We start from the raw sequence: 24,517 nt of genomic DNA on the forward strand, positions 1-24,517 counted from the left end.
TCGTTAAGTGATAAGAAAAAAGTGGAGAATCATTCTCCACTTTTTATGAGTTGGATAATGATCAGGCTTGTGGGTGACGAGTCTGCATCTAGGTACACAATAAGCAGAGCAGTACATTACTTATCAGTATCGTCTTACGTATTTGTTAACTAAATCAAAAAACAGAGCAAAAACAACCGTTAGCATAGTGATAGTTCGTTTTTAACAAGGTTAGTTAATATGGAAGACATGCAACGAAGCAAGGCGATCGTTATTTTATCGAGCATCACCTTTTTGGTGGGGTTCTTGTTTTTGATGGCTTCGGAGCAGAAGCTAGCCCCGATTATTATGATTCATATTTCATTTTGCATGTTTGTACTTCATGCTGATGTGTTCCGTTCTTCTTCCAAAGGTGATGATGCGGTATCTGGGTACCAGCGTGATAATCATATTTCTTGAGCGTAGTAGCCCTACACTCGCATACAGTGTAAGGCTTTCTATGGCTTAAGCTGCGGGGAGAATGCTTGGGATTAACTCCGCTAATGCTTTTGCTAACTTTGCGTGCTCTTCTTTGTTCCAATGCACGCCTTCTTGATCACAAGTCTTGATGACATCACCAGCGTTAAGAAAGTGACAACCTAATTCACTTGCTTGCTGTTCATAATAGTGTGCTAACTGCTTTGATTTTTCCTCTGCGTCAACAAAACTATCTTTAAAAGGGCCGACTTCAAGAACGGGTGGTGGCGAGACGAGAAGTACTTCCGCGGGTTTGTGCATAAAGCCGTGATGAAATTGCTGAACGATCTGTACTAAACGAGCCGCTCCCTTAGCAATATCATGGGCGGTGACGCCAAATCGTGTTTGTAGGTCATTGGTGCCTAAGAGAATAATCACCAAATCAGGGTGGTGGCTTTCCAAACAAGGTAATAGGTAATCTACGCCTCGTTTTCCTATTTCAAAAGGGTCTTCAAAAACAGTGGTTCGTCCATTCTGTCCTTCCTCAATGATACGATAATCCGCGTCTAAGTTTGATTGTAAACGCATCGTCCAACGCTCATTGGTATTAAATCGGCGTGGCTGACTAGGATCATAACCCCAAGTGTTGGAGTCTCCAAAACAGAGAATGGTTTTCATACACTTCCAGTAAGGGTTTGTTTTTGATTTCTTTATTATGCTCGAGAAATTCGTGTTTTGTTAACCTAAAACACTAATTTTTTGGTTTTTCTTAAGCGACTTAGAAATTTGAGAACAGCGTAATCATGTGAGTGAATCTGTTTGATATACTCATGATTCTATTGAGACAAAGGATGACGTTATGTCGAAAACCGCGAAGCTACTGAATGAAGATAAATTGGTAAAGAAAGCGTTAGAAGTCGGTTTTAAGATGGCTAAAATGCAAGGGCTAGAGTTACCGAGTTCATCCCAGCCGATAAAAATTAAGGCCGTGTATCTATTTTTAGTCGAGGTAAATCAAATCCCCCCGCTTCCTGCAGACAAACTCGACGGTGCAAATATCAAAAAGCGTCTAGCAATATGGCTACATAGCGCATTGCCTGATAATGATCCACTGAAATAGAAGCTCCATTTCTCATTTTTACCTCGGGTGCAGGTGTGAAAATACGTTTGCCCCGACCGACAACGATACTACATCGCTAATTTTTTCTTCTTTCCTCCATCAGAACGACAGCTTCTGTTAGATCATATTCGTCTATTTTATCTATGCTCAAACTAACTCAACGATGACAGTTTAATTTCACTAAGTGTTATGTTATAACGTTTGTGGTTTTGTTGTGGTCTATAAAGAGATGCTTAATGAGTTCGAATCACGCCTCTATTCATGCCGTCCCCACCAATATTATCACTGGTTTTTTGGGGGTAGGAAAAACATCAGTTATATTAAATCTATTACGAGATAAACCAGAGGGAGAGCGCTGGGCGGTTCTGGTTAATGAATTCGGTGAAATTGGCATTGATGGTAGCCTCTTGCGTGGCCAATCGCCTGATAACCGACATGTAATTATTCGTGAGGTGCCTGGAGGGTGCATGTGTTGCGCTGCAGGTCTTCCAATGCAAATTGCATTGAGCCAATTGCTAGCAGAAGCCAAGCCTGACAGATTATTGATTGAACCAACGGGGCTTGGGCATCCAAAAGAGGTGCTTCAGGTTTTATTATCTGGTCATTACCGAGAGGTTTTGTCTCTGCAGAAGACGTTGACTCTAGTTGATGCTAGAAAACTGTCGGATGAACGTTATACCCAACATGATACGTTTAACCAACAAATATCGATAGCCGATACTATCGTAGGAAGTAAGCACGATCTTTATCAAAGCGACGATGAAGAAAGGTTGATCTATTACGTTAAACATCAAGAAAACTCAAAAGCTAACGTTGTCTTTTCTCGCCACGGAGAGCTAGCGCTTTCACTGTTTGAAGGTGAAACCACATATACGAATCAATTAACTGATCACCATCATCATGGGCAAAGTAAACCACTGGTGTCGGAGTTAGTTCTACCTGAGTCAGGATTTCTGAAAGCGACAAATGAGGGAGAAGGTTTTCAAAGTGTCGGTTGGAGGTTTGAGCCGAGTAAGGTATTCGACCAACAAAAGCTCACCGCATTACTGACAGGATTGAGCACAGAACGAATGAAAGCTGTGTTCATTACCAATATGGGTATATATGGTTTTAACCTAACGCCTGATGGTTTGACCGTCATTGAATTGGATGAGTGTTTAGAAAGTCGCATTGAACTAATATCTGACACTATTGACGAGTCATTCCAAGCACAGTTGTTCGCATGCCTAGCTGTTTAACTCTCCAACCTTACCATTTTTAACGCTAATAATTTTATGACACTTTTCCGATACACATTAATTGCAATCGCGTTGATTGCTTTCTCACTTGCTGCGGTGATTACGTTAACTTCTACACCTAATAACGAAGTCACCGATATAAAAGTCACTTCCTACGAGAATCAAGAGCAAGAACCTACGCAGATCCTTAACACTTCAAACATTGCTCGAATCCATTACTTTGTAAAAGTTGGCGACTCATTAAGCACTATATTGTCATCTTGGGGGATAACCTTTGAAGTTACTCAGAAAGTCTTAGAGGCTGACCTTGAGTCACTTAAATTGGATACCATCAAACCGGGCGACCACCTAGAATTCCACCTAGATGGCGACTCACAACAGCTCGTTAAGTTGATCTATCATGAAAGCCTTGTCGAGCGCGCGATATATAAGAAAGTAAAAGGCGGCGATTACGTTTATGACTTTGTTGAAGAAGCAGGGGAGTGGAAAGAAAAGCTCATTTCTGGAACGGTTCATGGCAGCTTTTCGACATCAGCTCATAAACTCGGCTTAACAACGGCTCAGATCGCTAATATTACAAGAGTACTGAGAGATAAGGTTAACTTCTCTAGAGAGCTTAGGGCAGGCGACCGCTTTAATGTGCTCGTGAAGGAGCAATATTTAGGAAGTCATCTGACAGGCAATACCGAAATACAAGGCATTTCTATTTCATTACGCGGAAAAGAGGTCGCGGCCTTTTTAGCTGAAGACGGTCGCTTTTATGATAGGGATGGAGATAGCCTAGAGCAGGCATTTGTTCGTTACCCGATAGACAAGAAATTTCGTCGAGTGACATCGCCTTTTAACCCGAAAAGAAAGCACCCTGTCACTGGGCGAGTGACGCCACATAACGGGACTGATTTTGCTACGCCTGTTGGCGCACCTGTATACTCCACGGGAGACGGCAAAGTGATCGCGGTTCGAAACCACCCCTATGCAGGGAAGTATTTGGTTATTGAACACAACAGCGTTTATAAGACTCGATACCTTCATCTCGACCGCTTTTTAGTCAAGCGTGGTCAAAACGTTAAACGCGGTCAAAAGATCGCCCTAGCGGGCGCGACTGGGAGAATAACGGGGCCACATTTGCATTTTGAAGTGCTAGTCAGAAACCGAGCGGTAGACCCAATGACAGCTGATCTCCCATTAGCGACTTCGATTGATCAAAGTGAAAGGGCGTCGTTTATGGCGCGAGTATCGGTGTTTGATGATCTTGTTGCTGTAGAGCAACGCGCATCCAATACTAAACTTGAGGCTAAGTCAGACGTTTAATCGACCTAGCACTATAGACAAAAAAATGGACAAACCGAAGTTTGTCCATTTTTCAATTTAGGCTGTTATAAACTCCAACTGGAGATTTAAAAGCTTACTGGTAGTGATCAATGCTTGGGCAAGAACAAATCAGGTTACGGTCACCGTGCACGTTATCAACGCGGTTTACCGTAGGCCAGTACTTAGACTGCTTAGTTGACCATGAAGGGAAACACGCCAGTTCACGCGAGTAAGGGCGGTCCCACTCTTCGCTAGATAGGTCTACTTGTGTATGTGGAGCATTAACAAGTGGGTTGTTATCTAGTGGCCAAGCGCCTTCTTTCACTGCTGTCATCTCATGACGAATCGCGATCATCGCCTCACAGAAACGGTCTAGTTCTTCCAAATCTTCAGATTCAGTTGGTTCTACCATTAATGTGCCTGCAACTGGGAACGACATTGTTGGCGCGTGGAAACCGTAGTCCATTAGACGCTTAGCGATATCTTCTTCGCTGATGCCTGTCTCTTCTTTTAGCGGACGAATATCGATAATACATTCGTGCGCTACGCGGCCGTTAGTACCACGGTAAAGAACAGGGTAGTGAGGACGAAGCATTTCCATCACATAGTTTGCGTTTAGAATCGCAACTTTAGTCGCTTCAGTCAGGCCAGGCTCACCCATCATGGCAATGTAAGCCCAAGAGATAGGCAAAATAGAAGCGCTACCTAGATCCGCAGCAGAAACCGCGTAATCTGTGCCTTGTGAACCATTCTCGATGTGACCTGGTAGGAAAGGTGCTAGGTGCGATTTAACACCGATAGGCCCCATACCTGGACCACCACCACCGTGTGGAATACAGAACGTTTTGTGTAAGTTTAGGTGCGAAACATCCGAGCCGATAAAGCCTGGAGATGTTAGACCAACCTGTGCGTTCATGTTTGCGCCGTCTAGGTAAACTTGACCGCCTGCAGCATGAACCATTTCACATACTTCTTTCACTTGCTCTTCGTAAACGCCATGCGTTGAAGGGTAAGTGATCATGATGCTTGAAAGGTTGTCGTGGTGCTTCTCGATCTTCGCGGCTAGGTCAGCCATGTCGATGTTGCCATCGTCATCACACTTAACAACTACAACTTTCATAGACACCATTGATGCTGTCGCTGGGTTTGTACCGTGTGCAGAGCTAGGGATTAGACACACATTACGGTGACCTTCGCCACGGCTTGCATGGTAACGTTGAATCGCAATCAAACCTGCGTATTCACCAGAAGCACCAGAGTTAGGTTGCAGTGAGAAATCATCGTAGCCAGTGATTTCACACAGTTTTTCTTTTAGATCTTGTGCGAGTGCTGTGTAACCTGCAGCTTGCTCTAGTGGAGCAAATGGGTGCATTTCACCAAACTCAGGCCAAGTGACCGGAATCATCTCTGCTACGGCGTTAAGTTTCATGGTACAGCTACCTAGCGGGATCATACCGTGAGTCAGCGAGAAATCTTTATTCTCAAGCTGTTTCAGGTAACGCATCATTTGCGTTTCACTGTGGTGCGTATTGAAAACTGGGTGAGTTAGGAATTTAGACTCACGACGACAGCTTTCTGGAATTGCTGCAAACTCGTTCGTAGCAATTTCAGTGGACAGTGCATTGAAATCTTCAGTAACGTTGAAGATAGCGAATAGCGCTTCGATATCAGAGGTTGTTGTTGTCTCATCAAGACTAATACCAATCTGAGTTGGTAGTTTACGCAGGTTGATATCAGCCGCTTGAGCTTTCGCATAAAGCGCGTCTGTTTGAGTGCCTGTATTTAGCGTAATCGTGTCAAAGAAGCTGTTGTGAGCAAGCTCAAAACCAGACTTCGTTAGACCAGCCGCTAAGATTGCTGTCATGTGATGCGTGCGACGAGCGATAGTACGTAGGCCTTCAGCGCCGTGATAAACCGCGAAGAAAGATGCCATGTTCGCAAGCAGTGCTTGAGCGGTACAGATGTTTGATGTCGCTTTCTCGCGGCGGATGTGTTGCTCACGAGTTTGCATAGCCATGCGTAATGCTTGGTTGCCTTTTGAGTCTACAGAGACACCAATGATACGACCTGGCATGGTACGTTTGTGTTTGTCACGTGTTGCCATGAATGCAGCGTGAGGACCGCCGTAACCCATTGGAACACCAAAGCGTTGAGATGAACCGATGACAACGTCAGCGCCCATCTCACCAGCAGGTTTTAATAGAGTAGAAGCAAGTAGATCAGTAACCACAGTCACCAATGTTTTGTTTGCTTGTGCTGCAGCGATAATGTCAGTGAGGTCTTGTACTTGACCTGTTGTGCTTGGGTATTGAACCAGAGCGCCAAACACATCTTGTTGAGGTAGCGTTTCAAGTGCGCCAACCAACACTTCAAAACCGATGTACTCTGCGCGAGTTTTAACAACTTCTAGCGTCTGAGGGTGTACATCGTCTGCAACAAAGAAGACTTTGCTTTTGCTTTTACCTGCGCGCTTACAAAGCGTCATCGCTTCGCCAGCGGCGGTTGCTTCATCAAGCAGTGATGCGTTGGCAATATCCATCGCCGTTAAATCCATCACCATTTGTTGAAAATTCAGTAGTGCTTCTAATCGGCCTTGTGAGATTTCTGGCTGATAAGGTGTGTACGCAGTGTACCAACCTGGATTTTCTAGCACGTTACGTAGAATAACGTTAGGGGTAAAGGTGTTGTAATAGCCTTGTCCGATAAAGGTACGTTTAACTTGGTTCTTATTAGCGAATTCTTTCATCGCGACCAGCATGTCCGTTTCACTTTTTGGAGCTGCAAGCGTCATTGGCTTTTCAACGCGGATCTGCGATGGAACCGTTTCATCAATAAGAGAGTCAAGGCTAGCAGCATTAATCGCTTCTAGCATCTTTTGTTGATCCGCTTTATTTGGACCGTTGTGACGTGCAACGAATTCGTTTTGTGTGCCCAGATCGGCTAGTAACGGGCTTTGAAGTAATTCAGTCATTGTTCCTTTACCTTCTTTAACAGATGGAAATCAATCGCAATTCATTATGAAATTCGGTAATGATACGCTTAATATTCATCTTGAAAAAAAGCTGCCGTGTTGGAGTAACAGGGCAGCTTTAATTTGTCTTCCTAATTACTCATCTTCGATTGAGTTTAGGTATTCTTCAGCATCTTTTAGATTATCAAGCTCTGATGGATCAGAAAGCTTCACTTTAACGATCCAGCCACCTTCGTAAGACTCTTCGTTAATCAGTTCAGGGCTATCTTCTAGCTCTTCGTTGATTTCAACAATCTCACCAGTCACAGGCGCATAGATGTCTGATGCTGCTTTTACTGACTCAACCAAAGAGAAGCTTTCGCCTGCTTCGATTTCGTCTTCAACTTCTGGCAAGTCGACAAATACAACATCGCCAAGCATCTCTTGTGCGTGCTCAGAAATACCGATTGTTACAGTGCCGTCACCGTTGTCTTTTACCCACTCGTGGCTATCTGCAAACTTCAGTGTGTTATCCATTGCTTAATCTCCAAAAATAACTTTAGGTTCAAATGTTTATAATATGACTTATTGGTAAAGTGGGTAGCGAGAACACAATGTTTTCACTTGCTTACGAACACGCTGTTCTACTTCTGGATTACCTTCAGGGCTTTCTACAAGACCATCTAGTACATCACCAATCCACTCACCAATGAGCTTAAATTCTTCACTGCCAAAACCACGACTGGTTCCAGCTGGCGTACCCAAACGGATACCCGATGTAATCATAGGTTTTTCTGTATCAAATGGAATGCCATTTTTGTTACATGTGATCCCTGCACGTTCTAATGCTTCTTCGGCCTTGTTGCCTTTGAGTCCTTTTGGACGTAAATCAACCAGCATTAAGTGTGTATCGGTGCCACCAGTGACGATGTCACAGCCACGTGCTTGTAAGACTTCAGCGAGCACTTTGGCGTTATTGATGACTGAATCAATGTAAGTAGAGAACTCTGGCCCCAGTGCTTCACCGAATGCGACCGCTTTTGCAGCGATAACGTGCATTAAAGGGCCACCTTGAAGACCAGGGAATACTGCAGAGTTAATCTTTTTGTTGATGGCTTCGTCGTTGGTGAGGATCATACCGCCGCGAGGGCCACGCAATGTTTTATGCGTTGTTGTTGTTACTACATGCGCGTGAGGCAATGGGCTAGGGTGTGCACCTGTTGCGATAAGACCAGCGATGTGCGCCATATCGACCATTAGGATCGCGTCTACTTCATCGGCAATTTCGCGGAATTTAGCAAAATCGATAGTGCGAGGAATAGCAGAACCGCCAGCGATGATCATTTTAGGCTTATGTTCTTTTGCGAGCTCTAGCACGGCATCGTAATCAATTTCTAATGTTTCACGGTCAACGCCATATTGTACCGCATTGAACCACTTACCAGACATGGCTGGGCGAGCACCGTGAGTCAGGTGACCACCGGCGTCTAACGACATACCAAGGATTGTGTCGCCCGGTTGAAGAAGAGCCAGTTTAACCGCGCCATTCGCTTGCGCACCAGAGTGAGGCTGAACGTTCACGTAACCACAGTCAAAGAGTTTTTTTGCTCTTTCAATAGCAATCGCTTCTACAGTATCAACGTGTTCACAACCACCGTAGTAGCGACGGCCAGGGTAACCTTCAGCGTATTTGTTTGTTAGGCAGGTACCTTGCGCTTGCATAACCGCTTTAGAAACAATGTTCTCAGAAGCGATTAATTCGATTTGTTCGTTTTGACGTGTGTTTTCAGCTTGAATACCCGCAAATACGGCATCGTCTGTTGCACCAAGGTTTGTAGTGAAAAAACTGTCTAGGCTGTGGTTCGAATAAGCTTTGTTCATGGCAGAGGTCTTCCAATTTTATAGTAAGCTTGCATTATTGTTGTTGCTTACTAAGTCTTTCGTTTATAACCGTAATACTATTGATTGTTGCATAGCACCCAAGTTGTATTACAGCGCGAATATGTCCCTAAAATGGGTAAAATTGATCTAACCAAATGTTCGTTAACATGAACCTAGGTCAAACCAGAAACTGCATCTCTTCATCTAACAAGTCGATAACATACCTTTGGCTAGAAAAACAATCAACCAAAAATTTCCTATAGGAAACCTAGTTTCCATTTCTGTTACCGAGAGCACGCTTTATTTCTTACTGTAGTCTTTAATCAATGAGTCGCTTCATGCAACAATGTTTATTCACAGACAGGAAGTAAAAATAGTAGAGGGACAAGCATGTCTGAAGACATCTATGACGAGTACCCATCTTTAACGTTGGCCAAAGAATCAGCGGATCAAAATATAGAGCCATTAAAGCTTGGTGAGCGAATTAAAGACATTCGTGCCAAGTTAGGTATCACCTTAGAAGAGGCGAGTCAAAGAACGGGCTTGGCTCGTTCTACATTGAGTAAAATAGAGAACGAACAGATCTCCCCGACCTTCCAAGCGATGCAGAAATTGGCGCTTGGATTACAGATTAATATGCCTCAACTCTTTGAGCCACCTAGGAAAAAGGTTGCAACGGGGCGTCGGGATATCTCTAGATCTGGTCAAGGGAAATCACATCCTACGCCCACTTACGAACATGAGTTATTAGCGACACAGTTATCGAATAAAAAAATGATGCCTTTCAAAAGCCGTGTTCATGCACGTAATTTTGAAGAGTATGCAGACTGGGTGAGACACGATGGTGAAGAGTTCTTGTTGATCCTTTCTGGTGACGTTTTGTTCTACTCTGAATTTTATGAGCCAGTGCCGATGAGTGAAGGTGACAGTGTCTATTATGATGCAAATATGGGCCACATGTTGATCTCTACTAGTGAAGAAGATGCTCATATTTTGTGGGTGACTGCGAAGTAGTAAGGACAATTTAACTTATCTAATACAAAATAAGAGAATTTCCTATAGTGAAAGCAACCGTTTTCGTTCTTAAGTAAATCGCTAAAATTACGCCTATATGATCAGTTGAAAATCATATAGGCGTTTTTTATTTGCTCTGTATGTTGTAATTAGTATGTTAAATGTCACACTTTGAGCTGTATGGAACTTGTTAAAGGTGGAAAAGTTGCCATGCTTGTTTATTATAGGAAACAAGATTTCCACCTAACAAATATGGTAAGTGGAAAGCATACTAAGAGTTAGCCGTTTAATGAGTTGTAACATGAACTTATTAACTGCATCGCTTGTGAATTAAATAGCTTACGAGTGGTATAACTTACCCACCATATAAAGAGACGATGTCTGGCATCACGGAGAAGAAAATGACTCAAGAAATACTGAATCAAGAACTGCTTAAGACCCCATTGCATGCGTTGCATGTTGAAGTAGGCGCGAAGATGGTCCCGTTTGCTGGATACGACATGCCAGTTCAGTACCCACTTGGTGTTAAAAAAGAGCACCTTCACACTCGTGAGGCTGTGGGTCTTTTCGATGTGTCTCATATGGGGCAGCTACGTTTGCATGGTGAAGGCGCAGCGGCATTCTTAGAGTCATTGGTTCCAGTCGACATTATTGATCTTCCAAAAGGCAACCAACGTTACGCGTTTTTTACGAACGAGCAAGGCGGCATTATGGATGACCTTATGGTGGCAAACCTGGGTGATCATCTATTTGTTGTAGTTAACGCAGCATGTAAAGAGCAAGACATTACGCACCTTCAAGCGCATTTGCCTGCAGGTGTGGAGCTTGAAATCATTGAAGACCGCGCTCTGCTTGCATTGCAAGGACCAAAAGCAGTTACTGTCCTGTCTCAAATTCAGCCTACGGTTGCTGATATGGTCTTTATGGATGTAAGAACGTTAGAACTTGATGGTGTCGAGTGTATTGTTAGCCGAAGTGGTTATACAGGTGAAGATGGCTATGAGATCTCAGTTCCTGCGGATAAAGCCGATGCACTGGCTCGTAAACTGACGTCTTTCGAAGAAGTAGAGTGGATCGGTCTTGGTGCTCGTGATTCACTTCGCCTAGAGTGTGGGCTGTGTTTGTACGGACACGATCTTGATACAACAACAACACCTGTTGAAGCGAGCCTACTTTGGGGTATTCAAAAAGTACGTCGCACAGATGGTGCACGTGCAGGCGGTTTCCCTGGCGCAGATATTATTCTAAACCAAATTCTGACCAAAGATGTGACTCGCAAGCGTGTTGGTCTCGTCGGTCAAACCAAGGCACCAGTACGTGAAGGTACAGAACTATTTGACGCCGATGATAACAAAGTTGGTATCGTAACGAGTGGCACGGCAGGCCCTAATGCAGGCAAGCCAGTCTCTATGGCGTATGTTAGAGCTGACCTAATAGCGGTAGGTACTCAACTGTTTGCTGAAGTTCGCGGTAAAAAACTGCCAATGACGGTTGAAAAAATGCCGTTTGTTCCACAGCGTTATTTCCGTGGTTAGCTATACTTAGTACTAAAGATTGAAGTTTAAAAGCCCTCAGTCTGAGGGCTTTTTTATTGTGGGTACTTTTAATTATTGATGGTACTTAGGTATTATATGGATATATTTACCTAGTCTATGTTCTATTGGGAAGGATTGCTTGATGAACAAAAGTTATTTACGTTTCAGTGGCCTATTATTGGCCTGTGCTTCGCTGAGTTATAACACATTCGCATCTGATGTGAGTGCGTACATTGTTAATGGTACTGATGTGTCAGCATCAAAGTTAGATTCGAATTACCCAAACTTTGCGAGTCTATTTTTTGACGATGGCTCATTTTACGGTAACACCTGTGGTGCAACCGTTATTAACTCTCAATATGTACTGACCGCTGCTCACTGCCTGTACGGTGACTATGACATCATGCTTCACGGGTGGATTGCGCCTAAGCTCAGTGACCAATCAGACTATTTTGATTCAGGTGTAGAGAAAGCGAGAATAGAAGAGATTTATTACCCTGATGATTATTCAGACTCTAGCAGCGATTTGTGGGCCAATGATATTGCGGTTTTAAAACTCGAAACGGCGTTGAATGTTTCGGATTATAGTTATCTCGTCAACACAAGTCAGAATGACAGTTACCCTGATAACAACGGCTCCACGAGTTTTATGACTATCGGGCATGGTCTGATTGAAGGTAATGTGGATGGCGGTGATATTCTTCAAGAAACGAATCTACTTTTCCTCTCTGATAACTCTATTTGTGGTAGTGCGATGACGGATAAGCAGTTATGTTTTAATGGAGATACGGAAGGCGCCTATAAAGACTCGACGTGCAGTGGTGACTCCGGTGGCCCTGTCTATTGGTATGACGGCAGTAAGTATGTACAGATCGGGATTACCAGTTTCGGCCCGACAGACTGTGGGACCACTTCAGCAAGTTACACGTCTGCATTTACCGAAGTGTACGATTATCAGTCGTGGATTAGCTCAGTAACCAGCGGTTCTGAAACACCCAAGTATCACGTCGTTACGACGAATGGCGTTCGAAGCCTAATTCGTAACAGCGACTCAAATGTTGTGGATTCAGAAACAACAGAAACAGAATCATCAAACAGTTCAAACTCTAGTGGTGGTGTGTTTGGGATCTTTGCTTTGTTAGCTATGCCGTTAATTATTGGTTTTAGACGCAGAGTTGCTAGTTAGAAACGCAATGCTATTACTGGTTAGCTGACCTAATTCCTATTGTAAGTCGTGACATTAAGAATAATTAATGTTTTATAAATTAAAAACAAACAGTTACCCAGCAATACTACATCAGTCGCTTAAGACAATATAAACTCGCGGTTTACCCCCTAGACCGTTATGGCTCGCATTAGTCACGCGAGCCATTTTTATTTTACCCACCAAAATAATACGCTACAGTACTTCGCTTAGTATGAGGAGAACCTGTGAAAATACTTATCATCGAAGATGACTCAACGACAAGAGAGTTCGTTGCTAAGGGGCTACAAGAACACGGATATTCAGTAGACCAAGCTGAAGATGGAAAACAAGGTCTGATGATGGCGCTAAGCAGTGAGTACCAATTGGTTGTTCTTGACCGAATGCTTCCCTATTTAGATGGAATGAAAGTTTTAGCTGCAATAAAGGCCACTCAAGAAGATTTACCCGTGTTGATTTTGAGTGCGATGGACAGTGTTGAAGACAGAGTCGTTGGGTTACAGGCTGGCAGTGATGATTATCTGATCAAACCTTTCGCTTTAGCAGAGCTGATCGCTAGAGTTGATATCATAATTAACCGAACTCAAAGACAGACACCACTGCAAAGTACGCTTAGTTACGATTGCTTAAGTATTGATCTAAAAGCCCATAGTGCAACGTGTCATGATCAGCGAATGAGCTTGCAACCCAAAGAGTTTCAGCTTTTACAGTATTTTGTTGAGCATAACGAACAAGTCGTTTCTAGGATGCGCCTTTTCGAGAATATTTGGAGTTATCACTTCGACCCTAAAACTAACGTTATTGATGTGCATATTGCCAACCTCAGGCGAAAACTTGAAGAGCTTGGCTGTGTGGATTTATTGCATACGGTTAGGGGAGCTGGATATGTCCTTCGTCGATGATTATACATTAACGCGTTCTTCAATTTTTAAAACGCTCATTGGTTTGTTTGTTTTAGTGACCATGGTGAACGTTGTCGTCATTAGAAAAGTGTACTTAGATTCCGATGCGTTTCATCGGCAACAATTGGCTAAACAGCTAAATGATGAAGTTTTAGAATTCAGTTATTTTGCTAAGAAAGGGAAAGAGGAGCTGGAAAGCTTCCTTAAAACAAAGCAAATAACGGATAGCCCGTTCTTTTACACGCTTTCAGAGTATTCAGACGTTAATTATACCGCTCCTTACTATCCGATCAGTGCTTTACCGAAAGCAGACAAAACGATCATTCCCGTTGGTAAGAATCATCAATTGGAAATTGGTATTGATTCTAGAACGGTAGAAGCCTTTCGTCAGTCCTTAATTCCCATTGTGTTGTCCGGCATTGTTTTTCCAATTGCCGTGATGCTCATTGTCGCACTCTTTTTCACCGTGGTAACGTTGAAGAAAATTGAGTTGATTAACAAAACGATGAATCGTGTGTTATGTGGAGAGAGAGATGTCAAGCTTCCCGTCTCAAAGCAAGATGATGAATTTGATGTCATCGCTATTCATCTTAATTATATGATTGAACAGATGGCCCAAAATGAGTCATCACTCAAGTCTTTAACCGTCGGAATGGCACACGACATGCGCACACCGATGGCACGGCTAAAGTTGCGTTTGGAAGATATGCTGTCAAAAGAGGGGATGACAGATGCACAGCAACAGCAACTTTCAATTTGTCATGATGAGTTAGAGTTAATATTGTCACTGTTTAACAGTATGTTAGAAATAGCAAAGCTAAATAGTGGTCAATTAAACATTCAAACCGATAGGGTGGATCTTGGACAAATTGCTCGGGATGCTTTGGAATTTATTTCACCCGTTGCAGAGCAAAAGCAGCAAACGCTTGTAATACGAGAGGATCAAGCTTGTACTGTCGTTGGAGACCGTTCACTTCTTTTTCGTGCAATATTTAATTTAGTAGAGAACGCTGTGAAATATACTCCGGATAATGGCAGGGTAGAGATTATTGTTGATCACTTTGGTGTTGTCGTTGCGGACTCCGGAATAGGTATCTCTGATGAAGACAAGCCACAAGTATGTCGTCCTATGTATCGCGCGGATAAAAGTCGAAGTGAATATGGAAATGGGCTAGGACTCTCATTAGTTGACGCAGTAGTCCATCGACATAATGCTCGTTTGGTACTGAGAGATAACTCTCCAGGTTTGAGAGCGAGAATCTATTTTGAACGCTAGCGTCTGTTTTGAATGCCAGCATATTTTGAAGTGTTCAAATCTGTAAGAGGTAAAAAGCCAAAGTATTAACTTTGGCTTTTATTTATCTTTTTGTACTTGTCTATTGGGCTGGGATAGTCACCTTAGGCTCATCAGCATTGGCGGGAAACTGTTTCATTGCATGAGCAATCTCCTCCGCTTCTGTTCCCACGATAACTTGTAGGTTATTTCCGCCAATTTTGACGACCCCCATCGCTCCGATGGCTTTAAGCGCTTTCTCATCGGCTAACGAGATATCGTGTAATGACAGTCGTAAACGGGTAATACACGAATCAATGCTGTCTAAATTACGCTGCCCACCAAGAGCTTTTATGTATAAAGCCGCCTTGTCATGAGTACCAACTGCGACACTTTCTACCGCTTCTTCATCTTCACGACCTGGTGTTTTTAGGTCGAACTTCATAATGGCGAAACGGAACACGCAGTAGTAAACCACAGCAAAACACAGACCTTGCAAAATGAGCATGTAAGGCTTGATAGCAAGGGGAAGGTTGTAAGACAGCACGAAGTCAATGAGACCGCCACTGAATGTGAATCCCGCTATCCACTGCATGCTTGCTGCAATATAAAGAGAGAAAGCGGTTAGAAGTGCATGAATGACATACAACGCAGGAGCAACAAACATAAACGCAAACTCAATAGGCTCTGTAACCCCTGTTAAGATGGCCGTAAATGCAGATGCACCAAGAATGCCCGCGACTTTCTTTTTATTCTCTGATTTCGCACAGTGATACATTGCTAGACATGCAGCAGGTAAGCCGTAACCCATAACAGGAAAGAATCCACCTTGGTAAATACCAGTAACACCTAACTCGCCAGTGCCAGACCAGAACTGAGAGATATCGTTTATACCCACAAGATCAAAGATAAATACTTGGTTTAAGGCATGATGAAGCCCAACAGGAATCAATAGTCGGTTAAAGAATCCGTACAGACCCGCTCCGACAGCCCCCATTTCTGAAATGGCGATACCAAAATTAACCAAAGAGCCGTAGACCAATGGCCAAACGTAAACCATGATCAAACTGATTGTGATTGCGGCGATAGATGTGATGATGGGGACAAATCGACGACCACCAAAAAAGCCTAGAACAGCGGGAAGCTTTATTGTATGAAAGCGATTATAGAGTGTTGCGGCGACGAGACCCATCATAATACCAGTAAACGCACTGACCGACGCCCCCGACGCGATAAGCTCTGAGCTTGTCATTTGGTCAACAGGAACACCTGTAATTTGAGAGATTACCGCGACGTTACCAACGATCATCTCGACAATGAGTAAACCGAGCAATCCAGATAACGCAGCGGCACCATTGTTATCTTTGGCTAGTCCGTAAGCGACGCCTACCGCGAACAACCACGCTTGGTTATCCATGATACCTTTACCGCCGTAGACGAGTATGGTGGCAAGGGCACTATTGGCTCCCCAACCGCTTGGGTCGAGAGCGTAGCCTAAACCGAGCATTAAACCACCCGCAGGTAGTACGGCAATCGGCACCATGAGCGCCTTACCGATTTTTTGCAAATATCCGAGTATGTTCACCTTATGTCCTCTTTGATTATGATTATGAACATAGGATAAATAGAGTAGGGTTAAGGGAGCCTTGTGCTTTTATTAACGTTTATTAATGTAAGGAAAAGTGAGTAGAAGTTTTGGAAGGGGAATAATGAATATTTGAATTATTAAATCATGTCTCCAACAAGACATTTAGAGCATTTTATTTAGATCAGAGAGCAAGGGCTTAAGTGCGATTAGCTGTTGCTCTAGCCAAAAGCCCCCCGCGTGCGAGAGAGTCCAACTAAACAGGGTGACATGTCCAAAGACCACAATGAATAAAAGAGTTTGATAGAAGAATGATTTCTGTTTCAAGTGCCAAACGTAATGAAAAATGAGACTCGCTATCCAACCACCAAGCACCGCAAAAAAGAGATAGCTAGCCTCACCCGTTGTTGGCTTGTTTTTCTTGATTGCTCTAGAGTCTAACCAAACTATAAGGGTAACAATGCTGTTGATGAAATAGTAGTAATTGAGAACATCAATTGGGTAATCAAAGTACCAAACACAACCAGTAAGGCTTCCAAGAAACCAAACCGCAATGATGAGCATGGGGTGCAAGTGACGCTGTCGCTCTATCTTAACAGCATGGCTTTGGCCGGCCTTATCTTTCGATAGCTTAAAGACGACTTTATCATTAATTTGTAATATATCGGCATCGTTTTTAATGTCTTCAAATTTGAACTTAATGCGCAATGAACTTTGATCAGGCGTAATATACCCGTAATGCTGGTCTTCATATCGTTCAGATATTTTACCTTTTATGATCATGCATTTAATCCCAAGAATTCTTGATTTTTACTTACACCACACTAATTATAGATTAACGAAACAACTTCGCTGAAATATGAGGTTAGGTTCACAGTTAAGTTGTGATAGGGTGCGAAAAGAAATAATAAATTTAAAGATCACTGATTTGTACAAATACACACTGTGTGGTGTCACCGCCATTCTCTTATGGAGCTGCCTAATAGGGCTTACTCGAACCGTTGCAGAGCAGTTTGGTCCAATTGGTGGTGCGGCACTCATTTACTCGACCGCGTCTCTATTTCTCATGTTAGTCATGGGAGTCCCTAAACTCGGTCGGTTTTCTTGGCGCTACCTTTTGGTGGGTTCACTGCTCTTTGTTAGTTATGAAATATGTTTGGCGTTAGCGTTAGGGATGGCGAATGATCGTCTTCAAGCGCTCGAAATGGCGGTTATCAATTATCTGTGGCCAGCGCTGACGGTGTTATTAGCCGTTGTAGTGAGCAAAAGTCAGACCCACTGGTTAGTCTACCCAGGTATAGCTGTTGCTCTGTTTGGGGTGGTCTGGGCCGTAACCGGTGATGGCGACTTAACCATCGCTCAGCTCACAAGCAATATTGCCACCAATCCTACTACCTATAGCATGGCATTCATAGGCGCGTTCATCTGGGCAATCTATTGCAATGTTACCAAGCGCTTGGCTAACGGTCAGAATGCGATTGTGCTCTTTTTTATTCTGACGGCGATAACCTTATGGATTCAATATTTTATTAGTGACGAGCAGGGGATGAGCTTTACGCTGCCTTCGACATTAAACTTGATATTGACGGGCATGGTTATGGGAGGGGGGTATGCGCTGTGGAATTTTGCAATACTTAAGGGGAATATGGTCTTGCTTGCTTCTCTTTCATATTTCACCCCTGTGCTATCGACTCTGATCTCTTCCTATATTTTGAGTGTGAACTTAACATCAACCTTCTGGCAAGGTGTGGCAATGGTAACGTGCGGTTCACTGATCTGTTGGTGGTACACAAGAGAGCGATCGTAAACAGTAAGAGACCAAAAAAACCGAGCGAATTAGGCTTTGAGTCTCTTATCCTAGCTTGCTAAATTCATTGTCAGTTGAAGATCTAAAGGCAGTTTAGAAAGGCGCTTAGTCAATGCGTTACGCGTCTTTTCAATTTCACAGGTGTTTATTTGTTCACGGCTTGTATGGATGTCAACACTCACTCTTAGTTCGTTGCCGACCTTAGTGACTGCGGCAAGTTCTATGTCCATATCCTGATCGATCTCTTTATCGACAGCTACGATGTCTCTATCTACGGTTTCGCATAACTCATGGTTTGGGGTCATGGTTAGTAGCTCTTTTACTGCGTCTTTTAACATATCAAACGGCACTTTAATAAAGTAGAACGACATTAGCAGCATCATCATTGGGTCGGCATAAACCGAGTAGCCTGATAGTGCTGTAAATGTCATGAGCCATGCGACGACAAAACCCAGTGTCACAGCAACACTCAACAAGGTGTCCATCTGCCACTGTTTCGATTCAGCTTTGATAAGCCCCGAGCTAAAGTGCTTACTTTTATTCGCGATATACCACCAAGCGTAGCCACAACCAAGCACATTGACGACGCCAAATGCGGTTGCAATAGAGGCGTCGACTTCTCGACCACCGCTGAACATGGCAAGTGCCGCAGAATGGACTGAATAACCAACGATCATCAATATCGTGATTGCTTTGATAGCGATCACGACTGGTTCAAGAATCGCCTTACCGAGTGGAAAGTGGCTTTTAGAGGGCTTTTGGATATAACGTGAAGCCGCTAGTGACAATAAAGTTAATAGTAGGCTGACGAGAGAATAAACACCATCGAACATGATAACCAAGGAACCAACAAACCAACCAAGCGTAAGCCCACCAACTGCAAACCCAAGTGCTAAAAAGGCTGAGAAGCTAAGAACTTGTTTTTCATTTTGGTTTGTTTGGGCGCACATACATTATCACTCGTCAGAAACACCTTTTCATTCTTGGCTTGTGGGGAAAATATAGCAACGGTTAATAGTTTGTTAATTCGATGGTTTCACGTGTATTTAATATAAGTCCTTTATTATCAGTTCCTTATGTAACAACTATGCTGTCAATATTATTGACACTGGCTGATTTGTCATCAACTTACCATTCGCCAGTCAAAGTTAGATTAGAAATCAAACAGATAATCACTGAGTTTATCAGCAAGCCAAACCATACCTGGGTGCTCAGACATACCAGCCGCGGTAAACATGCAGTAGTCTTCTTGAGTTAGCCCATAAGTATGCTTGATAACCGAGAGTTTCTGTTGTCTTAAATGGTGTCGAATAAGTGGCTCTGGTAGAACGCCCCAAGCGTTTTCAGTCAGTATCGTGGAGAGCATATAATCAAAACTTGAGAAACCGATATGTCGAAGAGAAAAGGGTTGAAGCTCAGGGTTATCTTTTTCATTGAGGTAAACCATGATGGCTTGCATGGAGTCTCTAAGAACATCGTCGGATACTCGACCAAGTTTGCTAAGGGCGTGGTCGCTTTTGCAAACAGACATCATGCGAATTTTGCCTAAGGGCTGATAAGTGATGCGAGGGTCATCAGTTCGCTCGTAATCCACACCAAAAGCAAAATCAACTTGCTGAGTTTCAACGAGATTGGAAAGATCGCCGCTAGAAGCGAGAATGATATTAAAGGACGTTGCAGGAAACTGCTTGTTCATTGTATGCGCAAGATCTTGCCAAAATGCGTCCGGTAGGGAATCGTCGCGCGCGATCCAAATTTCTGCATTAAACTCGCCAGAGGCGTGTAAACAGGTTTGTTTGATCCGAGAGGCTGTCACAATAAGGTTTTCGCAATCTTTATAGATCGCTTTGCCTGCTTCCGATAATTCAAGATTATTACCACTACGAATGAAAAGCTCAGTCCCTAGCTCTTTTTCTAATGCCTTGATCGCCATACTTAATTTAGTACGGTTACATTCAAGTTGACGGGCTGCTTCTGAAACAGAGCCAGAATCAGCAACGACACAAAAAGCTTCAATTTGAGATAAGTTCATTTGTTGTACAATCCGGACCGAGTCCATGAATCATATACAAATATTGTTAATTTGTCTGTCGATTTGATACCTTCTCAGTTCATTTTGGTTTACTCTTGAGCCTATTGCCAAATGAAAGATTTTACAGGGAGATCATGATGGCGAACGAATGGGACGAATACGCGAAAACTTGGGAAACAGAACAAGCAACGTCTGAGTTTGCATCTCACGTATTTGAACAGTTGATAAAACAGACGAGCTTGAAAGGTAAGCATGTTCTAGATTTTGGATGTGGAACAGGCCTTCTTAGCCAGAAGATGGTCTACGCAGCAAAAGATATTGTTGCCTTAGACTCCTCAGAAGCGATGATCGAACAGCTTGATAAAAAAGAGCTAGCTAATGTAGAGCCCGTTGTAGATGAATTGACTCGTGGACTCGTGGCACAGCACCCTGCGTTTAGAAATCAGTTTGACATCGTTGTTGCCTCTTCAGTTTGCAGTTTCCTACCGAGTTTTTCAGAGACGGCTGACGTTATTTACTCGATCTTAGATAACGATGGTGTCTTCATTCATTGGGATTGGGTCGCTGAAAATGAAGGTGGCTTTGGACTTACTCAAACTAAGGTAGAACACGTATTAACCAGTGTTGGCTTTGAAGATGTATCTGTTTCGGTCGCGTTTGAGATGGACACTAAACAAGGAAAACGTTCAGTGTTGATGGGTGTAGGTAAAAAGCGCTAAACACAGTGTCAATATCCCTTTGATGTACGATAGCGTTGTAAAGCAATAGCACCAAGAGAGAAGCTATAAGCAATACGGTTACAAAGGCAAGACAGGTCAATAGACAAGTTAGTTAAACATAGCACTTGTTCTAAAGAACTGTGTAGATGTATTGCTTCTTACTCTCGGTTTATTCCGACTAGGCTTTTATAAGCAGTGCAATGTCATCGAGTCGTTCTGGATTAGCGATCGCTTCTCGATTCACTACCTCTTGCCCATTGGCTACCTGTTTTACTGCCAACTCGACTAACTTTCCTGACTTTGTTCTAGGTATATCTGAGACAGCAAAAATTTTCCACGGCACATGCCTTGGGGAACACTTAGCCTTTAGGCGTTGTTTTATATCCTCACATAAGGCCTCATTAAGCACTTGATTGTTGGTTGTTTGAACAAACAGTAGTATTCGCTCGTCTTCACCGTGAGTTTGTCCAACAGCAATGGAATCTTGAATGTAATCTAGTTGGTTGACTTGTTGGTAGATCTCCGCAGTGCCTATACGCACGCCTCCGGGATTAAGAGTCGTGTCACTACGGCCGTAAAATATCATCCCATCATTGTGAGTTAGAGTGACATCGTCACCGTGGTGCCAAGTGTTTGAATAGCGGTTCCAGTAAGCATTGTGGTACTTTTCCCCAGCATCTTGCCAAAAACCAACAGGTTGGTTTGGAAAGCTGTTTCTACAGACAAGCTCGCCTCTTTGATCGGTTATGGGCTCACCCTCAGGATTAAATACTGCTACATCAAGCCCAAGTCCTTTTACTTGACACTCTCCTTGGTACACTGGGTTAATAGGGCTGCCTAATACAAAGCAACCACAAATATCCGTACCACCTGAAATAGAGGCCAAATGTAAATCTGACTTAATGGCGCGATAAACATAGTCAAATTGAGTAGAGTAAAGTACTGACCCCGTAGAACATAGGGTTTTGAGAGCCTCAAGATTGTAGCTTTCGTTTGGTATTAATGGGCTTTTTTCCAGTGCTTGCAGGTACTTGGCTGATGTTCCAAACAGTGAAACCTTGGCCTCTTGAGCGAGTCGCCACAAACTATCGGCACTTGGATACATAGGGCTTCCGTCGTAGATAACGAGAGTTGCCCCGCTCGCCAGAGTTGAAACGTGCCAGTTCCACATCATCCAACCACAGGTTGTATAATAAAACACTCGATCCAGTGGTTGAATGTCACAGTGAAGTTGGTGCTCTTTTTGATGGTTAAGAACCGTTCCTCCAACTGAGTGGACAATGCACTTAGGCTTTCCAGTCGTTCCTGATGAGTAGAGGATAAAAAGTGGATCATTGAAGGCTATTCGCTGATAGCGAATCCCTCTTGGTAAGTAATTGGCTTGAATCGAGTCCCATTCTGAATAATGAGGTTGGTACTCACTATCGCTATTGCCTCCATCCATATAGGCGATTTCACATACGCTTTCAACGCTTTTTAAGGCGTCAATTATCGTGTTGTTCTTTTCTTTTAAAGAGAAGTTCTTTCCGTTAAATTGATAGCCATTGCAGCAAAAAAGCACCTTGGGTTTGACTTGTCCGAAACGTTCAATCACGCTGTCGCTGCCAAAGTCGGGTGATGTGGAGGTCCAAATAGCACCGAGGCTGGTAACCGCAAGCATTGCCACAACGCTCTCAGGTAAGTAGGGAAGATAACCAGCGACGACATCTCCCTGTTCGACCCCATTTTGTTTTAGCCATTGCTGCATAACCGAGACTTGGTCACACAACTGTTGCCAAGAGAATTGTTGAGTTTTACCCGCTTCATTATTAAACCAAATCGCCACTTCACTGGGTTGTTGGAAGGCGAAAGAGAGCAAGTTTTCAGCATAATTGAGTTGCGCTTGAGGGAACCAGATGGTATCTCGAGCAGGATAAAATTCCCCCCATTTAGCAATACCTTCACCAAAAATACACTCACCTCTATAGCCAATCACATCACAATACTGCCAAATTTCTAACCAAAACTGTTTTGTATCATCAATTGACCACTGATGCAGCGATTCATAATCCTCAATCACTTCACCCTGCATGTTGATATGTTGAATAAATTGGTGGAGATTAGACTCTTCAATCCGTTGTTGGCTTGGTGTCCAAATCGGGGTGTTATTTGGCATGCGATTCTCGATATTTCATGTCCATCATTGGCTAGCCTAAGTGTTGATGCTGATCGGCAATGTGTCAAATGTGCTCTTCAGCATGAGACTGAATAATAAAACAAAACTTGACGATGTAAATAAAATGTTACATTAAGTTTGGTTGGATTTGTCGCCGTTTATTGGCACCCTCTCACAATCGCAAATAGGCTTTACTTATTGGGGCGATGAAGGAACGGTCAATGAGTAAGTACCAATCAAAACCCGTCAATAGCGATGGATCGGTTGCATGGAGTAAAAGCGAAGATAAGGCCTGGAGCGAGCTGTACTTAAGACAACTTCCTTTAGTTAAGAGCCGAGCATGCCAAGCTTACATTGATGGCTTATCTATGTTAAATCTCCCTATTGATAGCGTTCCTCAGATAAAAAACATAAACAAAGAGCTAATGACTCAAACTGGTTGGAGGTTGGCTCCTGTACCAGCGTTAATCAGTTTTGATAGATTCTTTGAACTGCTTGCTGATAAACAGTTCCCTGTTGCGACATTTTTACGAACAAAGGAGGAGTTTGATTATCTACAGGAGCCTGACTTTTTCCATGAAGTGTTTGGGCATTGCGCGATGTTAACAAACCCAGATTTTGCACACTTCACTCATATCTATGGAACGTTAGGTAAACACGCAAGCCATACTCAGCGAGTCTACTTAGCGAGGCTTTATTGGTTTACGGTAGAGTTTGGCTTAGTCAAAGAAAACGGGGTGACTAAAATATATGGTGGTGGAATACTGTCGTCTCCAGGAGAAACTATCTATGCACTTGATGATCGCAAACCGATACACGCGGATTTCTCTGTGATTGATGTATTACGTACACCCTATCGCATCGACATCATGCAACCTATCTACTACGTTTTAGAAGATCTAAAGCAACTTTACCATTTAAGCCAGGATGATCTTATCAATGCAGTGAATTTGGCAATGGAGCTAGATCTCTTTCCAGCATTATTTGAGCCTAAGGAAATATCAAATGTTAAATGACATGAAGTGTGAAGCATGCGGTATCGACTCTGTCGCGCTTAGTGAAGAAGAACAGAGTGTATTGTTGCGCCAGCTTATTGAATGGAAATTAAACCATCATGATGATATTCCTCAGCTTGAAAAAGTGTATAGTTTTAAGAACTATAAGCTTGCTTGGGCGTTTGCCAATCGCGTTTCAGAACTAGCGGAACTTGAAGGTCATCACCCCGCAATCTTACTTGAATGGGGGAAAGTGACGGTAACCTGGTGGAGTCACTCAATTCGAGGATTGCATAAAAATGATTTTATCTGCGCCGCTAAGTGTGATGCATTAAATTTAAGCTAGCTCCATGCGTGTGAG

22 protein-coding genes are annotated in these 24,517 nt (G+C 43.2%); 13 read left to right on the top strand and 9 right to left on the bottom strand.

What is annotated here, in order from left to right; translation table 11 throughout:
• Positions 1-219 precede the first annotated feature (219 nt).
• Positions 220-438, top strand: a complete 219-nt coding sequence (locus KP803_RS20705) for a hypothetical protein (RefSeq protein WP_248010747.1) — start codon at positions 220-222, stop codon at positions 436-438.
• 45 nt (positions 439-483) lie between these two features.
• On the opposite strand, the gene KP803_RS20710 is transcribed toward KP803_RS20705, so the two are convergent.
• The gene (locus tag KP803_RS20710) at positions 484-1,113 is read right to left on the bottom strand and encodes an SGNH/GDSL hydrolase family protein (RefSeq protein WP_248010748.1); all 630 of its coding nucleotides are present in this window, start codon (positions 1,111-1,113) and stop codon (positions 484-486) included.
• A gap of 181 nt (positions 1,114-1,294) precedes the next feature.
• Between KP803_RS20710 and KP803_RS20715 the strand changes: the two genes are divergently transcribed.
• The 3 genes from KP803_RS20715 to KP803_RS20725 all read left to right on the top strand — a co-directional run bounded on the left by KP803_RS20715 (position 1,295) and on the right by KP803_RS20725 (position 4,104).
• On the top strand, positions 1,295-1,555 hold the full coding sequence (locus KP803_RS20715; RefSeq protein ID WP_248010749.1) for a DUF5062 family protein: 261 nt from the start codon (positions 1,295-1,297) through the stop codon (positions 1,553-1,555).
• 236 nt (positions 1,556-1,791) lie between these two features.
• Positions 1,792-2,793, top strand: a complete 1,002-nt coding sequence (locus KP803_RS20720) for a CobW family GTP-binding protein (protein ID WP_248010750.1) — start codon at positions 1,792-1,794, stop codon at positions 2,791-2,793.
• 36 nt (positions 2,794-2,829) lie between these two features.
• Positions 2,830-4,104 (top strand): peptidoglycan DD-metalloendopeptidase family protein, encoded by a 1,275-nt coding sequence (locus KP803_RS20725; protein ID WP_248010751.1) that lies wholly within the window; start codon positions 2,830-2,832, stop codon positions 4,102-4,104.
• Positions 4,105-4,198: 94 nt separating this feature from the next.
• Here the strand turns inward: KP803_RS20725 and gcvP are convergent, their stop codons facing one another.
• The 3 genes from gcvP to KP803_RS20740 form a co-directional block, all read right to left on the bottom strand.
• Positions 4,199-7,075 (bottom strand): aminomethyl-transferring glycine dehydrogenase, encoded by a 2,877-nt coding sequence (gcvP, locus tag KP803_RS20730; RefSeq protein ID WP_248010752.1) that lies wholly within the window; start codon positions 7,073-7,075, stop codon positions 4,199-4,201.
• A 135-nt stretch (positions 7,076-7,210) separates the two neighbouring features.
• Positions 7,211-7,591: a glycine cleavage system protein GcvH gene (gene gcvH, locus KP803_RS20735; protein WP_102405231.1), complete on the bottom strand. Its 381-nt coding sequence runs from the start codon at positions 7,589-7,591 to the stop codon at positions 7,211-7,213.
• Between the two features lie 48 nt (positions 7,592-7,639).
• A complete protein-coding gene (locus KP803_RS20740) occupies positions 7,640-8,935 on the bottom strand; it encodes a serine hydroxymethyltransferase (protein WP_248010753.1) in 1,296 nt (431 codons plus the stop codon).
• 390 nt (positions 8,936-9,325) lie between these two features.
• Here KP803_RS20740 and KP803_RS20745 point away from each other — a divergent pair, with 390 nt between their 5' ends.
• From KP803_RS20745 to KP803_RS20765, 5 genes are all read left to right on the top strand, one after another.
• On the top strand, positions 9,326-9,949 hold the full coding sequence (locus KP803_RS20745) for a helix-turn-helix domain-containing protein (protein WP_248010754.1): 624 nt from the start codon (positions 9,326-9,328) through the stop codon (positions 9,947-9,949).
• 401 nt (positions 9,950-10,350) lie between these two features.
• Positions 10,351-11,484, top strand: coding sequence for a glycine cleavage system aminomethyltransferase GcvT (gene gcvT, locus KP803_RS20750; protein ID WP_248010755.1), 1,134 nt, complete (start codon positions 10,351-10,353; stop codon positions 11,482-11,484).
• Between the two features lie 142 nt (positions 11,485-11,626).
• Entirely contained in the window at positions 11,627-12,670 is a 1,044-nt protein-coding gene (locus tag KP803_RS20755) for a S1 family peptidase (RefSeq protein WP_248010756.1), read from the top strand.
• 245 nt (positions 12,671-12,915) lie between these two features.
• A complete protein-coding gene (locus KP803_RS20760; protein WP_248010757.1) occupies positions 12,916-13,590 on the top strand; it encodes a response regulator transcription factor in 675 nt (224 codons plus the stop codon).
• Positions 13,574-14,866, top strand: coding sequence for a sensor histidine kinase (locus KP803_RS20765; RefSeq protein ID WP_248010758.1), 1,293 nt, complete (start codon positions 13,574-13,576; stop codon positions 14,864-14,866). The genes KP803_RS20760 and KP803_RS20765 overlap by 17 nt, the downstream gene beginning before the upstream one ends.
• A 100-nt stretch (positions 14,867-14,966) precedes the next feature.
• On the opposite strand, the gene nagE is transcribed toward KP803_RS20765, so the two are convergent.
• Together nagE and KP803_RS20775 are read right to left on the bottom strand one after the other, a co-directional pair.
• Positions 14,967-16,448 carry an N-acetylglucosamine-specific PTS transporter subunit IIBC gene (gene nagE, locus KP803_RS20770; protein ID WP_248010759.1) on the bottom strand — a complete coding sequence of 494 codons (1,482 nt, stop codon included), beginning with the start codon at positions 16,446-16,448 and terminating at the stop codon, positions 14,967-14,969.
• A gap of 165 nt (positions 16,449-16,613) precedes the next feature.
• Positions 16,614-17,231 (bottom strand): DUF1294 domain-containing protein, encoded by a 618-nt coding sequence (locus KP803_RS20775; RefSeq protein ID WP_248010760.1) that lies wholly within the window; start codon positions 17,229-17,231, stop codon positions 16,614-16,616.
• A 136-nt stretch (positions 17,232-17,367) separates the two neighbouring features.
• Here KP803_RS20775 and yddG point away from each other — a divergent pair, with 136 nt between their 5' ends.
• Entirely contained in the window at positions 17,368-18,255 is an 888-nt protein-coding gene (yddG, locus tag KP803_RS20780) for an aromatic amino acid DMT transporter YddG (RefSeq protein ID WP_248010784.1), read from the top strand.
• 50 nt (positions 18,256-18,305) lie between these two features.
• Here the strand turns inward: yddG and KP803_RS20785 are convergent, their stop codons facing one another.
• Together KP803_RS20785 and KP803_RS20790 are read right to left on the bottom strand one after the other, a co-directional pair.
• A complete protein-coding gene (locus KP803_RS20785; RefSeq protein WP_248010761.1) occupies positions 18,306-19,205 on the bottom strand; it encodes a cation diffusion facilitator family transporter in 900 nt (299 codons plus the stop codon).
• Positions 19,206-19,408: 203 nt separating this feature from the next.
• On the bottom strand, positions 19,409-20,287 hold the full coding sequence (locus tag KP803_RS20790; RefSeq protein WP_248010762.1) for a LysR family transcriptional regulator: 879 nt from the start codon (positions 20,285-20,287) through the stop codon (positions 19,409-19,411).
• A 137-nt stretch (positions 20,288-20,424) separates the two neighbouring features.
• On the opposite strand from KP803_RS20790, the gene KP803_RS20795 reads away from it, so the two are divergent.
• Complete coding sequence (locus KP803_RS20795; RefSeq protein WP_248010763.1) at positions 20,425-21,006, top strand: class I SAM-dependent DNA methyltransferase; 582 nt, start codon at positions 20,425-20,427, stop codon at positions 21,004-21,006.
• 178 nt (positions 21,007-21,184) lie between these two features.
• Here the strand turns inward: KP803_RS20795 and KP803_RS20800 are convergent, their stop codons facing one another.
• Positions 21,185-23,161: an acetoacetate--CoA ligase gene (locus KP803_RS20800; RefSeq protein WP_248010764.1), complete on the bottom strand. Its 1,977-nt coding sequence runs from the start codon at positions 23,159-23,161 to the stop codon at positions 21,185-21,187.
• 221 nt (positions 23,162-23,382) lie between these two features.
• On the opposite strand from KP803_RS20800, the gene phhA reads away from it, so the two are divergent.
• Both phhA and KP803_RS20810 read left to right on the top strand, forming a co-directional pair.
• The gene (gene phhA, locus KP803_RS20805; RefSeq protein ID WP_248010765.1) at positions 23,383-24,177 is read left to right on the top strand and encodes a phenylalanine 4-monooxygenase; all 795 of its coding nucleotides are present in this window, start codon (positions 23,383-23,385) and stop codon (positions 24,175-24,177) included.
• Positions 24,167-24,502 carry a 4a-hydroxytetrahydrobiopterin dehydratase gene (locus KP803_RS20810; protein WP_248010766.1) on the top strand — a complete coding sequence of 112 codons (336 nt, stop codon included), beginning with the start codon at positions 24,167-24,169 and terminating at the stop codon, positions 24,500-24,502. The genes phhA and KP803_RS20810 overlap by 11 nt, the downstream gene beginning before the upstream one ends.
• Positions 24,503-24,517: the final 15 nt, after the last annotated feature.

Source organism: Vibrio amylolyticus (assembly GCF_023145695.1).
Classification (GTDB): Bacteria; Pseudomonadota; Gammaproteobacteria; order Enterobacterales; family Vibrionaceae; genus Vibrio; species Vibrio amylolyticus.

Bases quoted from the DNA above. Each gene is read 5' to 3' on its own strand.
- KP803_RS20705 (WP_248010747.1), top strand. From the start codon at position 220: ATGGAAGACATGCAACGAAGCAAGGCGATCGTTATTTTATCGAGCATC.
- KP803_RS20710 (WP_248010748.1), bottom strand. From the start codon at position 1,113: ATGAAAACCATTCTCTGTTTTGGAGACTCCAACACTTGGGGTTATGAT.
- KP803_RS20715 (WP_248010749.1), top strand. From the start codon at position 1,295: ATGTCGAAAACCGCGAAGCTACTGAATGAAGATAAATTGGTAAAGAAA.
- KP803_RS20720 (WP_248010750.1), top strand. From the start codon at position 1,792: ATGAGTTCGAATCACGCCTCTATTCATGCCGTCCCCACCAATATTATC.
- KP803_RS20725 (WP_248010751.1), top strand. From the start codon at position 2,830: ATGACACTTTTCCGATACACATTAATTGCAATCGCGTTGATTGCTTTC.
- gcvP (WP_248010752.1), bottom strand. From the start codon at position 7,075: ATGACTGAATTACTTCAAAGCCCGTTACTAGCCGATCTGGGCACACAA.
- gcvH (WP_102405231.1), bottom strand. From the start codon at position 7,591: ATGGATAACACACTGAAGTTTGCAGATAGCCACGAGTGGGTAAAAGAC.
- KP803_RS20740 (WP_248010753.1), bottom strand. From the start codon at position 8,935: ATGAACAAAGCTTATTCGAACCACAGCCTAGACAGTTTTTTCACTACA.
- KP803_RS20745 (WP_248010754.1), top strand. From the start codon at position 9,326: ATGTCTGAAGACATCTATGACGAGTACCCATCTTTAACGTTGGCCAAA.
- gcvT (WP_248010755.1), top strand. From the start codon at position 10,351: ATGACTCAAGAAATACTGAATCAAGAACTGCTTAAGACCCCATTGCAT.
- KP803_RS20755 (WP_248010756.1), top strand. From the start codon at position 11,627: ATGAACAAAAGTTATTTACGTTTCAGTGGCCTATTATTGGCCTGTGCT.
- KP803_RS20765 (WP_248010758.1), top strand. From the start codon at position 13,574: ATGTCCTTCGTCGATGATTATACATTAACGCGTTCTTCAATTTTTAAA.
- KP803_RS20775 (WP_248010760.1), bottom strand. From the start codon at position 17,231: ATGATCATAAAAGGTAAAATATCTGAACGATATGAAGACCAGCATTAC.
- KP803_RS20785 (WP_248010761.1), bottom strand. From the start codon at position 19,205: ATGTGCGCCCAAACAAACCAAAATGAAAAACAAGTTCTTAGCTTCTCA.
- KP803_RS20790 (WP_248010762.1), bottom strand. From the start codon at position 20,287: ATGAACTTATCTCAAATTGAAGCTTTTTGTGTCGTTGCTGATTCTGGC.
- KP803_RS20795 (WP_248010763.1), top strand. From the start codon at position 20,425: ATGGCGAACGAATGGGACGAATACGCGAAAACTTGGGAAACAGAACAA.
- KP803_RS20800 (WP_248010764.1), bottom strand. From the start codon at position 23,161: ATGCCAAATAACACCCCGATTTGGACACCAAGCCAACAACGGATTGAA.
- phhA (WP_248010765.1), top strand. From the start codon at position 23,383: ATGAGTAAGTACCAATCAAAACCCGTCAATAGCGATGGATCGGTTGCA.
- KP803_RS20810 (WP_248010766.1), top strand. From the start codon at position 24,167: ATGTTAAATGACATGAAGTGTGAAGCATGCGGTATCGACTCTGTCGCG.